General features: G+C 60.0%; 8 protein-coding genes. 7 read left to right on the top strand and 1 reads right to left on the bottom strand.

Annotated features, from left to right (window positions below; translation table 11 throughout):
* Window positions 1-174 precede the first annotated feature (174 nt).
* The 7 genes from IPN69_21210 to IPN69_21180 all read left to right on the top strand — a co-directional run bounded on the left by IPN69_21210 (window position 175) and on the right by IPN69_21180 (window position 10,460).
* Window positions 175-2,850, top strand: coding sequence for a VCBS repeat-containing protein (locus tag IPN69_21210; GenBank protein ID MBK8813226.1), 2,676 nt, complete (start codon window positions 175-177; stop codon window positions 2,848-2,850).
* 183 nt (window positions 2,851-3,033) lie between these two features.
* Complete coding sequence (locus tag IPN69_21205) at window positions 3,034-3,414, top strand: hypothetical protein (protein ID MBK8813225.1); 381 nt, start codon at window positions 3,034-3,036, stop codon at window positions 3,412-3,414.
* 133 nt (window positions 3,415-3,547) lie between these two features.
* A complete protein-coding gene (locus IPN69_21200) occupies window positions 3,548-3,955 on the top strand; it encodes a FixH family protein (GenBank protein ID MBK8813224.1) in 408 nt (135 codons plus the stop codon).
* Between the two features lie 22 nt (window positions 3,956-3,977).
* On the top strand, window positions 3,978-4,355 hold the full coding sequence (locus IPN69_21195) for a cupredoxin domain-containing protein (GenBank protein MBK8813223.1): 378 nt from the start codon (window positions 3,978-3,980) through the stop codon (window positions 4,353-4,355).
* Window positions 4,356-4,462: 107 nt separating this feature from the next.
* Complete coding sequence (locus IPN69_21190) at window positions 4,463-7,588, top strand: efflux RND transporter permease subunit (GenBank protein ID MBK8813222.1); 3,126 nt, start codon at window positions 4,463-4,465, stop codon at window positions 7,586-7,588.
* Window positions 7,585-8,970: a TolC family protein gene (locus IPN69_21185; protein MBK8813221.1), complete on the top strand. Its 1,386-nt coding sequence runs from the start codon at window positions 7,585-7,587 to the stop codon at window positions 8,968-8,970. The genes IPN69_21190 and IPN69_21185 overlap by 4 nt, the downstream gene beginning before the upstream one ends.
* The gene (locus IPN69_21180; protein MBK8813220.1) at window positions 8,967-10,460 is read left to right on the top strand and encodes an efflux RND transporter periplasmic adaptor subunit; all 1,494 of its coding nucleotides are present in this window, start codon (window positions 8,967-8,969) and stop codon (window positions 10,458-10,460) included. The genes IPN69_21185 and IPN69_21180 overlap by 4 nt, the downstream gene beginning before the upstream one ends.
* Window positions 10,461-10,642: 182 nt before the next feature.
* Here IPN69_21180 and polA read toward each other — a convergent pair whose 3' ends face one another.
* Complete coding sequence (polA, locus tag IPN69_21175) at window positions 10,643-13,342, bottom strand: DNA polymerase I (GenBank protein ID MBK8813219.1); 2,700 nt, start codon at window positions 13,340-13,342, stop codon at window positions 10,643-10,645.
* Window positions 13,343-13,434 lie beyond the last annotated feature (92 nt).

Below are 13,434 nucleotides of genomic sequence, written 5' to 3'. Positions count from 1 at the left end.
TTGAGTAATTCGGGTTTTCTTCCGCAAGGTCGATCTCGAACACGGAATCGCTATCCTCTGAGGAAAAAAAGGATTTGTGAAATTCGTGAAATTCGTGGCGATCCAAGCATGAGGCGGCACGCTTGTTTCTGCGTTTTTTTTTGGTCTGCGGTGTATTATGGAATTGTTCGCGTTATGAGATGCAAAGCGATAATTCTGATCGTCTTCGTCGCGCTGGCTTCAGTGGCGGTTCAGGCGAATCCGGGGTTGGCGGTCGAGGGGCTTTTTTCGGTCGGCTGGAACGCGGCGTCGGGCGTCGCGTATGAGCGGCGGCCGGGCGTCAATTTGGGCGTGATCTCGTTCGACGAGGCCGGCGGCGAACGCATCGCGTTGCTGGCGAACGCCGCCGACGAGATCGTCGTCATCGACCGCCGGTCGGGCGCCTTGATCAAGAGGTTCGCGGTCGCCAATGGAGCGCGCGATCTCGTCTTTGACGGCGGAATTTTCTACGTGCTCGCCGGCGAACGGATCGTCGCTTACGACGAGCGCGGAAAGCAGATCTCGGAAACGCCGGTCCCCGAGGCCGAGCGCGGCGTCCAGCGCATCGCTCGCTACGGAGGCGAAACTTATCTTTTGCTGCCTTCCGGAAATAGCCTCAAGGTCGATCCGCGCCCGTTCGGCGCATCTCCGATAGAAGGCTGGATCACCGAGACCGGCGCGTTCGTCTCGACCGCTCTTACCGGCGGAGACTCGTTCGCCGTCAGGGTCGCGGGCGGCGAATCCGCCGGGTTTCGTCTGCCGGACGTACGCGGCGGGAAGCTTGCAGGCGTCTTCGTCATCGGCGCGACGCCCGACCGCATCGCGCTTGAGACTCAGACCTTCATCTCGGAAAACCCGGTCGAGGTCGAGCGCCGACTTCTGATCGTCAAACTTGACGGCAAATCACCGGTCGGAATCGCCGCCGAACTTCGTCTGCCCGACACCGCGTACGTTCTTTCGAATCGCGACCTCAAACTGGCCGACGACGGAACCGTTTTGAATATGGTGACCGCTCCGGCCGGCGCGTACCTTTTCGCGCTCCGCGAGGCGACGGAAGGGCAACCGACGCAGTATCCCGATTTCCTTGGGCGTTCGCACTATCATTTCAACAAGGATCTGATCAGGGTCGAAACCCCCGATAACGCAGTGCGCGGCATCAACGATTTTGCCGCGATCACGCGCGATCAGATCATCGCCAACGCAGTCCCTTACACGTCCCAAACCTGGACCGCGACGAGCGCGAACCGCTGGTTCGGGATCGCCTGCGGCGGGAAGACGATCCAAACTCCCGCCTGGGTCCAGGTCGGCGAAAACGTTTCGATGCCGTATTGCTGGGGCGGTTGGACGACGACATCGGCGATACAAGGCTATCTCGACCTCGGACGATCGGCCGGCGACAACGATACCGAAACAGCTTTCGGCGCCGAACCGTCCTGCGCGGTCGGCCTCGATTGCTCGGGCTTCGTCTCGCGCGCGTGGGGGCTGACGACGAAGCAGGCGACCTCGACGCTCCCGGGCATCTCGACAACGAAACCGCTCTCCCAGACCCAGCCGGGCGATATCGTCAACATCGTCAGCAACCATACGCGGCTGATCGAGACGAATTTCGGAAACGGGAACTACCGCGTCATCGAATCGTCCGGCCGGGACTGGAAAACTTCGTATTTCACGTACACCGCGGCGCAGCTTGCGGCGTATGATCCGCGCGCTTACAACAACGTCATCGGCGGAAATCCGCCCGCCGCGCTCACCTTGACGCTGACGCCCGAATGCAACGGAACGGCGGGACGGATCAGGCTCAATTGGACCAACTCGATCGGCGCCGCGTCATACGACATCCACCGCAACGGCTCGCTCTACACGAGCGGGATCGCCGGGACTCAATTCATCAACAGCGCCAATCTCGTCGTCGGGCAGACCTACGAGTATTTTGTACGGGCGCAGAACGCCAACGGTTCGGCGGATTCGAACTCGCTCGCGGCGGTGGCACCAAACTGTTCGCCGGCGACCAGGCCGTTCGATTTTGACGGCGACGGAAGATCCGATATCTCCGTCTTCCGTCCGTCGAACGGGCAATGGTGGCTGAACCGAAGCACGGACGGGGTGATCGCGCATACCTTCGGCAATTCGGGCGACTCGCTCGCGCCGGCGGACTTCACCGGTGACGGCAAGACGGATGTCGCGGTATTTCGACCAGCTTCAGGCGAGTGGTTCGTGCTGCGAAGCGAGAATTCGACCTTCTACTCTTTCCCGTTCGGAGTCTCCGGCGATGTTCCAGCTCCGTCTGATTACGATGGCGACCGCAAGGCTGACGCCGCGGTCTATCGTCCGTCGACTTCGACTTGGTACATACAGCGCTCGGCCGGCGGAACGGCCATCGAGCAATTCGGCGCGAGCGGCGACGTTCCCGTTCCGGCCGACTACGACGGCGACGGGCGGGCCGACATCGCGATCTTTCGTCCCGGTTCCGGCCAATGGTGGCTGAACCGTTCGACCTCCGGACTGATTGTTCATACGTTCGGGAACAGCGCCGACAGACCGGTTCCCGGCGATTTCACCGGCGACGGCAAAGCCGATGTCGCGATCTGGCGGCCTTCGGGCGGCGAGTGGTTCATTCTCCGGTCCGAGAATGGCTCGTTCTACTCGTTCCCGTTCGGCGCGAACGGCGATTCCCCGGTGCCGGGCGATTACGACGGAGACGGCAAGATCGATGCGGCGGTTTTCCGGCCATCGAACGCGACCTGGTATCTGAACCGCTCGACCGCGGGATTGCTGATACAGACATTCGGGTTGCCGACCGATGTCGCGGTTCCTTCAGCGTATGTGTGGTGAGACGCATTACTAAGTAACGCGGACAAATCGTGTGCGGAGCACACGCACGAACGATAGCACCACGTGGAGCGGAGCGAAACGTGGTGTTATTTGATCCGGAGGCGGTTGAGCGCGGATCGAGAGCGTCCGTCCAAACGAAATCCTTGACAAGCATTCAGCTCCTATCTATCCTAAAAGCGTCTTATGTGGAAGCGTTTGACCGCATTGCTTTTTATCTTGATTCTCGGCGGCCAGGTTTGGGCCGGCGTTTGCGGCTGTTATGACGGCGGCGCGCCGCGCATGAAATGCTGCAAACGAGACAAGTTGAAAAAGGATACGATCTCGAAAAAGCCTTGCTGCAACTCGGTTTGCGGAACTCCGACGAACGATCTTCAGTCGCGCTTTCAGTCCGAGACGGCTTTCAAACTGCCGGCGATCGCGGAGGTTCCGCTGATCGCGTTCTCGTTCCGACCGCGGACCTTCGTTTTCAACTCACGGCCGGTGCGCGTAAATCGGATCGACTGGCCCGCGCAATTTTCACGACCTCCGAATCTCTACATCAAAAATCAATCATTTCTGATCTAAGTCACGCCGAATTGTGTCTGTAATTCGTCTTTTCCGCCAAGGAAAGGATCGAACGTGTTTTCGCGCCGCGAAAACGATCGACGAACACATTTCGGCGGAGCTGTTTCTGGGAGCTCGCCGACGTTTGAATCAGATGTTTAAGAAATTGACGATTATCGCGGGATGCCTCTTGCTGGCTGCCTGCGGACAATCCGCACTGGTCGGGAAACCGATCACGAGCGGCAACGCCGGAAACGGTCTGACCGTGACGCTCGCGAGCGCCGACGGGGTCCTGCGCGACGGCAAGAACGAATTTACGATCACATTCTCGGACAGCAGCGGCAAACCGGTCGATGTCGGCGCCGCGGCGGTCAATTTTCATATGCCCGCGATGGGCACGATGCCGGTGATGAACGACGCCGCAACGCTGACGACGAGCGGCACGCCGGGGGTTTACAACGGGCTGGTCAAACTCCAGATGGCGGGCGACTGGCAAACGCAGATAATCTACGAAGGCGCGGCCGGAAAGGGCAGGGCAATGCTCCCGATCGTCGCGCAATAAGTTTCTAAAAAGGAGAAAGACAATGAAAATAATCAGCATATTTGTACTGCTTGCGGCAATCGTCGCGATCGGCGCCTGCTCGGGCGCGAAGACCGAGAACAAGACGGCCGCGGATCCGGATGTTTACGTCGCCAAACCGGGCGAGACGATCAAGGTCAAGGTTACGACGAGCTACGAGCCGAAATCGATCAAGGTCAAAAAAGGCGGGCCGGTGAAGATGGAATTCACGCGCGTCGACGACAAGAACTGCGGCGACGAACTGGTTTTCCCGAAGCTCAACATCAAGAAAACGCTCCCCGTCGGCGAACCGGTTTTGGTCGAGTTCACACCGACCGAATCGGGCGATCTGGCATTCCAGTGCGGGATGGATATGATGAGGGGAAAGATCGTGGTCGAGTGATTTTAGATTTTAGATTCCGGATTTGGACGATTCCAGATTCCGGATTCCAGATTCCAAAAAGATCCGGATCTTAAATCCGAAATCCGAAATCTCAATTCCATAATCGAATGATCAACTGGCTTATCGAATGGTCCTTGCGTAACCGCATCATCGTCATCATCGTCTATTTAGGCTTGATGGCGGCGGGATACTGGGCGCTCACGCGGACGCCGATCGACGCCATTCCGGACCTTTCGGACAATCAGATCATCGTCTTCACGGACTGGCCCGGCCGTTCGCCGCAGGAAGTCGAAGATCAGGTCACGTATCCGCTCGTGACCAATCTTCAGGGACTTGCCGGCGTGCGGACGGTCCGCGCGAGTTCGGCGTTCAGCTTCTCGATGATCAACGTCATTTTCGAGGACAACGTCGAACTCTACTGGGCGCGGACGCGGATCCTCGAACGGCTGAACCTCGTCACGAAGCAGCTCCCCGAAGGCGTGACGCCGACGCTCGGGCCGGACGCGACCGGCGTCGGCCAGGTTTTCTGGTACACGCTCGAATCCGACAAAATGAACCTGCGCGACCTGCGAACTTTGCAGGACTGGTTCGTGCGCTATCAGCTGAACTCGGTTTCGGGCGTCGCCGAGGTCGCGTCCGTCGGCGGTTTCGTCCAGCAATATCAGATCGACGTCGACCCGAACAAACTGCGCGCCTTCGGCCTGCCGCTCTCGGCGGTCGTCGAGGCGGTCGGGAAATCGAACAACAACGTCGGCGGAAACGTCGTCGAACAATCCGGCGAATGGGCGGTCGTTCGCGGGATCGGATTGGTCGAATCGGTCGCCGATGTCGGCAACATCGTCATCGGCGGAAAAAGCGGAACGCCCGTCTACGTCAAGAACGTCGCCGAGGTCAAGATCGGCAACGCCTTCCGCACCGGATCGCTCGACAAGAACGGCGTCGAAGCGGTCGGCGGCGTGGTCATCTCGCGGTACGGCGTGAGCGCGCTCGAGACGATCGAAAACGTCAAAAAGAAGATCGAAGAGATCAAGCCCGGACTTCCGGAAGGCGTCCGGATAGTCCCGTTTTACGACCGGACGGAACTCATCAACCGCACCGCCGACACGCTCAAGGAAGCGCTGATCGAGGAACTGATCCTCGTCACGCTCGCAAATCTGCTCTTCCTCGCGCATTTCCGGTCCGTTTTCATCGTCACCGTCCCTCTGCCGCTCGCCGTCCTGATCTCGTTCCTTTTTATGTATTTCGCCGGGATCACGTCGAACATAATGTCGCTCGCGGGAATCGCGATCGCCATTTCCGACCTCGTGGATGCGGGCATCGTCGTCACCGAGAACGCCTATCGCGCGATCGAGGACAAGGGAATCGATACCAAGGACCGGGCGGCCGTTTGGCGCGAAGTTCTCGCGGCTACGAAGATGGTCGGACGGCCCATATTTTCGTCGATCGCGATCATTATCATCGCTTTCGCCCCGGTTTTCGCGCTCACCGGACAGGAAGGGAAGCTCTTTCATCCGCTCGCGTTCACGAAGACGTTCGCGATGGTCGGGGCGGCGTTTATGGCGATCACGCTGGTGCCGGTCCTCTGCACATACTTCCTCGGCGGCAAGCTGCACGACGAGGACTGGAACCCGATAATGCGTTTGCTTCGGCGCTTTTACCGGCCGTTTCTCGGCTGGGCCTTGCGTCATCGCGCGCTTACCGTTTTTGCCGCGCTCATCTTGTTTCTCGGCGCAACGCTCGCGGCGACGCGGATCGGTTCGGAATTTATGCCGCCGCTCAACGAGGGCGATCTGATGTATATGCCGGTCACCGACCCGGCGGTTTCGCTCGACGAGGCGACGCGCATAATGCGCAAACAGGACGAGATCATCAAATCGTTTCCCGAAGTGCTGTGGGCCGTCGGCAAGGCCGGCCGGGCCGAGAGTTCGACCGATCCGTCGCCGATCAATATGAACGAGACGGTCATTCATCTCAAACCCGAAGCCGAATGGCGCCCCGGCGTGACTCGCGAAAAGCTTGTCACCGAGATGGACACGGCGCTCCGTATGCCGGGCGTGACGAATATCTGGACGCAGCCGATCATCAATCGCATCGAGATGCTCGCGACCGGGATCCGTTCGCAGGTCGGGATCAAGATCTTCGGCAACGATCTCCAAACGCTCGAAGATCTGTCGAAACAGGTCGCCGCGGCCGTGCGCGATATTCCCGGCGCGGCCGACGTCTATCCGGAGCAGATCACCGGCGCGCCTTATCTCGATATCGACATCGACCGCCGGGCCGCCGCAAAATACGGCATCGATGTCGGGACGATATCTGAAGCGATCGAGACGGGGATCGGCGAAACGAATCTGACGGTGACGATCGAGGGCCGCAAGCGTTTTCCGATCCGAGTCCGCTACGCGCCCGAATTCCGCGATTCGCCCGAGGCGATCGGCCGCATTCCGGTGACCGCGCCAAGCGGGGCGCCGGTTCCTCTGGCGCAGCTTGCCGAGATCAGAATGGTCGAAGGCCCGGCGATGATCCAGAGCGAGAACGGGCTTCTCCGCGGCACCGTGCTGCTCAGCGTCCGCGGGCGCGATATCGGCGGTTTCGTCGACGAGGCGAACGCTTCGATCCTCGGCAAAGTGCAGCTTCCGGCCGGCTATTATGTCAACTGGAGCGGCCAATACGAGAATCAGCAGCGCGCGAAGAGCCGCTTGATGATCGTCGTTCCGATCGTCATCCTGATCATCTTCCTGACGCTTTACCTGACCTACAGATCGTTTTTGGAGGCGGCGCACATACTGCTTGCGGTGCCGTTCGCCCTGACCGGCGGCGTCTATCTTTTGTGGCTGCTCGACTACAATTTCTCGGTTGCGGTCTGGGTCGGATTCATCGCGCTTTTCGGCGCGGCGGTCCAAACGACGATCGTGATGGTCGTCTATCTCGAAGAGGCGGTGGCGCGCAAACGCAAGGAACTCGGAACGCTCGACGCGGAGTCTCTGCTCGAGGCGGTGACCGAAGGCGCGCTGCTTCGTTTGCGGCCAAAGGTGATGACCGTGACGACGATCGTTTTCGGGCTTTTGCCGATTATGTGGAGCACGAGCGCCGGTTCGGAAGTTATGAAACCGCTCGCCGCGCCGGTTTTCGGCGGGATGTTGTCGAGCCTGCTTCACGTTCTGGTCGTGACGCCGGTGATCTTCTACTGGCTCCGGCTTTGGCAGTTAAAACGCGGAAAAGGCGGTGACGAATGAGATCAAAGCGACCAAAATTCGTCCGATTCTTGCGCGCGATGGCGGCGGCCTCGCTGCTGCTTGTTCAACTTGCCGCGCCCGTTTCGGCGCAATCCGGCGATTATGTCGGCCAGACGCGCAAACTCGACACGCTCGCGGAAGCCGGCCAGTTTCTGGATCAGGTAGGCGGCAAAACGGTCGCCGAACTCGTCGCGCTCGCGCTCGAACAAAACGGCGAATTGGCAGCTTTGAGAAAAGAAGCGGAAGCGGCCGAGGCGCTGATCAGGCAGGCCGGACTGCGCCCGAATCCGAGCGTCGAGTTCAGGGGCACGCGGCAGATCAGCGGCGCGGACAACAGCCAGATGATCGAGGGATCGATCCCGATCGAACTCTACGGGCGGCGCGGCGCACGAATCCGCGTGGCGACGCGCGAAGCCGAGATCCGTCGGTCCGCCGTCGCCGAGCGTGAGCGCCTTCTCGCGGCGGAGGTCCGCGCGAAGTTCGGAGAATCGCTCGCATCCGCGCTGAAGCTGAAGTTTACGGCCGAGATGGTCAATTGGGCGACCGACAATTTCGATCTCATCGCCGCGACGGTCAACGAGGGACGCCGCGCGCCGCTCGAACAAAACCTCGAGATCGTCGAACTGAACCGTTTCCGCGCGATGTTCGAAATGTCGAAAGGAAAGACGGAGATCGCGTTGCTTGAACTGAGAGGTCTCGTCGGACTCGATCCGAAAGAGCCTTTGAAACTGCGAGGGGATTTCGAGGATACGCTCGCGGAGCTGCCGACGGTTGACGAAGCGACCGCGACCGCCCTTTTGTCGCGGCCCGATCTTGCCGGCGCGCGGCAGCTGGAAGCGCTTGCCGAGGCGAAGATCGAGCAGGCGCGCGCCGAGGCCAGGCCCGAAGCGGAAGTGATGGCCGGCTATCAGCGTATGAAGTCGGGATTTCCTTTGCAGGGCTTCGACGAATCCGGCATTCTGCGTCCGATCGATTCGACGTTTCAATTCTTCACTTTCGGCGTCAAATTCACACTGCCCGTGCGCGATCGCAATCAGGGAATGATCGCGGCCGCGACACTCGAACGCGACGCCGCCGCACGCCGCCGCGAATTCGGCGAACTCGTCGTCAAAAACGAGATCGCGACGGCGTTCGTGCAGTATCGAAGCGCGACCCGCGCGATGGAGATCTATCGCGTCGGCGTTCGAAACCAGGCGTCGGCGAATCTCTCGGTCGTCCGGCAGACCTACGAACTCGGTTCGCGGACCTTGTTTGACGTGATCGCCGAACAGAGGCGTTTCGTCGAGATCGAAGGCGCGTATATCGACGCGCGGCTCGAGGCGTATCTCGCCCGGGTCGCGATTATGAAAGCGGCGTCGCTGCCGGAGCTTACAAAGAAATGAGCGAAACTGAAATCATCGAAAACGAAACCCGAAACCGGCGTCCGATCGTCATCGCCGGTCTCGTCGCGTTGGTTTTGATCGTCGCCGGCGGTATCGCGGCCTGGCGCTTTGTCGCCGGCGGCCGCGCCGGTCAACCCGTTCCGGCGCCGCGGACGATCTCGTTCGACGACGCCGGCGAAACGAAGGAGAGTTTCGCGACCGGGCAGACGGTGACGGTTCCGGCGGATCAGCTGGAGCGTTCGGGAATCAAGATAGAAACGGTCGGCGAAGAGCTTGCGAAGGAAAGCGAACTCGCGGCGGCGGCCGGAACGGTTCAGTCGAATTCGTATCGTGAGACTCCGGCGATCGCGCTCGTCGGCGGCGTCGTCCGGCGTATCGGCGCCGAGCTCGGCGACAACGTTTCGAAGGGGCAAACGATCGCCGTCGTTTTCAGCAGCGAGTTTTCGGAAGCGCAAACTCGCTACCTCGCGCTCTCGAACGAGGTCTCGAACGCGCGGCAGAATCTGGAGCGCCGCCGCAAATTGGCGACGATAAATCAGCCCGGCCGGACCGAGTATGACGCCGCTTCGAAGTCTCTGAAATCCGCCGAGGCCGCGCTTGACGAAATGCGAAAACGTTTCGAACGAACGACGAAGCTCGTCAGGATCGGGGCGGCCTCGCGCGAGGAACTCGAACAGGATACGACGAAACTGAAAACCGCCGAAGCCGAGGCCGTTGAAGCGCAAAATCGCGCGAAACGCGCCGAAAGCCTGCTCGGGATAAGCCAGGAAACTCGTTCGGAGATCGAAGAGGCGTCGAACGTCCTGCGCAACGCCGAATCGGAACGCGCCTCTGTGCGCGAAAGGCTTCTGCTTTACGGAATGTCGCCGGCGCGCGTCGACGCGTTGCGTTCGATCTCGCAGATCACCTCCGAAATTGCGGTGACGGCGCCGATCTCGGGAACGGTCACGAGCCGAACCGCGAATCCGGGCGAGGTTGTCGAAGCGAACAAGGAACTGGCCCGCGTCACCGATCTTTCCGAGGTTTGGGTCGTCGCGCAGGTTTTTGAGAAACAGCTGCCGCGCCTCGCCGTCGGAAGCGGCGCGAGCGTCACGGTCGAGGCGTTTCCCGACAAGCTCTTCCGCGGCCGCGTCGCCTATATCGACCCGAAACTCGACGACGCGACGCGCACCGCGCAAGTCCGCGTCGAACTCGCCAATCCCGAGCGCATCTTGAAACTCGGGATGTACGTCCGCGTCGCGTTCGGCGCACTCGGCGACGCCGAACGTACGATGCCGGTCGTGCCGGCGTCGGCGGTCCAGAACATCGGCGGCCGCCAGATCGTTTTCGTCGCGACCGACGACAAGTCGAAATTCGAACTCCGCGCCGTTCGTCTCGGGCCGGAAACGAACGGGAGAATGACGGTTCTCGAAGGCCTGCAGGTCGGCGACCGTATCGTCACCGAAGGAAGTTTTATGCTCCGCGCCGAATGGCAGAAAACAGGGAACTGATTTGGGATTTTCGATTTGCGATTGGGGGCATCGCCACGAATTTCACGAATTTCACGAAATGCTTTTTTCCAAAACGCCGAGCACTCAAACAGGAGCTGCCAACCTTGGAAAAAAAGAAAAAGAATTAGTGAAATTCGTGAAATTCGTGGCGATGCCCCCAATCGCAAATCCCCAATCCCAAATCACTTGGTATTCATCCAGTTGTCGCCCACTCCAACTTCGGCGATGAGCGGAATGTCCAACGCAACCGCCGATTCCATTTCTTGTTTGACGATCGTGCAGACGCGTTCGACTTCCGATTCGGGGGCTTCGAACAAAAGCTCGTCGTGGATCTGCATTATCAGTTTGGTTGCGAGCTTTTCGCGTTTGAGCGCGGCGTCGACCTTGAGCATTGCGATCTTGACGATGTCCGACGCCGAGCCCTGAATCGGCATATTGATCGACTCGCGTTCGGCGCGCGAGCGGACGTTGAAATTGCGGTCGTTGATCGACGGGAAATAACGGCGGCGGCCGAAGACGGACGTCACGAAACCCTTTTCTCGCGCGATCTGCGGCGTTTCGTCCATAAACCGCTTGATGCCCTTGTAAGTGTTGTAATAATTCTGGATAACCTCTTTCGCCTCGGACCGCGAGATGCCCACGCGCTGCGACAGGCCGAACGCCTCGACGGCGTAGGCGATCCCGAAATTGACGATCTTCGCCAAACGGCGTTTTTCTTTGAGATCCTCGGGCGTCGTCGCACCGAAAACGAGTTGCGCCGTCTTGCTGTGAATGTCCTCGCCCTTCTCAAACGCTTCGAGCATCACCGGGTCGTGCGTGATATGCGCGAGGATCCGCAGTTCGAGTTGCGAATAATCGGCCGAGATCAGCTTGCAGCCCGCCTCCGGAATGAACGCGCGGCGGATTTCCTGGCCGAGTTCGGTGCGGATCGGGATGTTCTGCAAATTCGGGTCGGTCGACGAGAGACGCCCGGTCGCGGCGACGGTTTGGTTGAGCTTTCCGTGGATCCGGCCGTCGGACGCGATCTGCGTCGGGAGCGAATCCGAATACGTCGCCTTGAGCTTGTCGAGCTCGCGGTAATCGATGATCATCTGCGCGATCTCGTAGGTTTCGGCGAGTTCCGTCAGAATGTCCTTCGACGTCGAGATCTGTCCGGTCGCCGTCTTGCGGCCGGTTTCGATGTTGAGTTCCTGCAAAACCTCGCCGACCTGTTTCGGCGAGTTGATCTTGAATTCGCGTCCGGCGAGCCCGAAGATCTTTCCGCTCAACGATTCGAGTTCCTTTGTGACGAATTCCGAGAACGCGTGAAGCGCCGCGACGTCGACCTTCATCCCGGCCATTTCGATCTCGTAAAGGATCGGGATCAAAGGGATCTCGATCTCGCCGTAGATCTTCGACAGATCGTCTTCCTCGATCTTGCGCCGGAATTTCGGGGCGAGCTGAAACGAGTAATCGGCGCGCTCGGCCGCGGCGTATTGCGACTTCGTCCAGCCCGTTGGAACTTCGTAAACGCCGTCGATCCCGAGATTGAACTGGGCCAGGCTTTCAAGTTCCGTTTTGCGGCCCGAATCGATGACATAGGCCGCGATCATCGTGTCGTCGACGACCGCCTCGGGCGTGATCCCGAGTTTCGCGAGCGCCGCCGTCTGCGATTTGAGGTCGTGCGTGACCTTTTCGAGGAATCCGTTCGAAAGGATGTCTCGCAGCGCACCCGTAGCCGTCTCGCGGCCTTCGGCAAAGTTCGCGAGATCGACGTAATGCGCCGCTCCGGCGGCAGTCGCGATGGCGATCCCGACCGGCGGCAGTTTGTCGAAACTGCTCGCCTTTTCGTCGGAATTCGACGTGTCCGCCTCGAACGACCAATGCTCGGTCTCCCAGAGTTTGCGCACCAGTTTGTCGAGTCCGGCGCGGTCGCGGATGATCTCGTAACGGCGGTCCGAAACGGTTTCCGATTCGTTGCCCAGATTCGCGAAGAGCGGCGCCGAATCGGCGAATTCGCGCATCAGATTGGAAAACTCGAGTTCGCGGAAAAGAGCGTACGCCGCGGGCCGGTCGGGCGCGCGATGGCGGAGCGCTTCGAGGTCGAGATCGAGGTCCATCGACGTGTGGATCGTCGCGAGTTCAAGCGATTGACGGATGATCGCCTGGTTGTTCTGGAGCGATTCGCGATAGGTCTTGTGCGTCACCTTTTCGGCGTTCGCCATCGCGCCCTCGGCCGACCCGTATTCGAGCACGAGCTTGAGCGCGCCCTTCTCGCCGATGCCGGGAGCGCCGGGGATGTTGTCGATGGCGTCGCCCATCAGCCCGAGCAGGTCGACGATCTTGTTCGGCGGCACGCCGAATTTGTTCGTCACCCAAGCCTCGTCGCAATACTCGATCGGCGGAACGGGAACCTTGCGTTTCAGGTTCTGCGAATTCTGCCGCATACAGACGATGTGCGGGTCGCGTACGAGCTGGCAGAGGTCCTTGTCGTTCGAGACGATCACGGCCTGCATTCCCTTGTCGGCGACTTTGTAGGCGAGCGTCCCGATGATGTCGTCGGCCTCGAACCCGGGAACGCGGAGGATCGGAATGTGGAGCGTCTCGCAGACGCGGATGATGTAGGGCAGCTGCGTCACGAGGTCTTCCGGCATTTCGGCGCGGTTGGCCTTGTAATCGGCGAACGAATCGTGGCGAAACGTCTTTTCGGGCGAATCGAAAACGGCGGCGATGTAGTCCGGTTTTTCGTCCGAGAGCAGTTTGCGGAGCATATTCGTAAAGACGAAAACGGCCTGCGTCACCTGCCCCCGCGAGTTGCGAAGCGGTTCCTGCCGCATCCCCATCGGCGCGAAATAAGCCCTGAAAATATGCGACATCGAGTCGATCAAAAAGATTCGTTTCATAAAATCATTGCAGTGCATAGTGCAGAGTGCTTAGTGCACAGTGCAGAGTGCAGTGCAGAGTGCTTAGTGCAGTGCAGAGTGCAGAGTGCAGA

The sequence above is a fragment of the Acidobacteriota bacterium genome (genome assembly GCA_016715115.1).
Classification (GTDB): Bacteria; Acidobacteriota; Blastocatellia; order Pyrinomonadales; family Pyrinomonadaceae; genus JAFDVJ01.
This window is presented reverse-complemented; position numbering and strand designations above follow the sequence as displayed.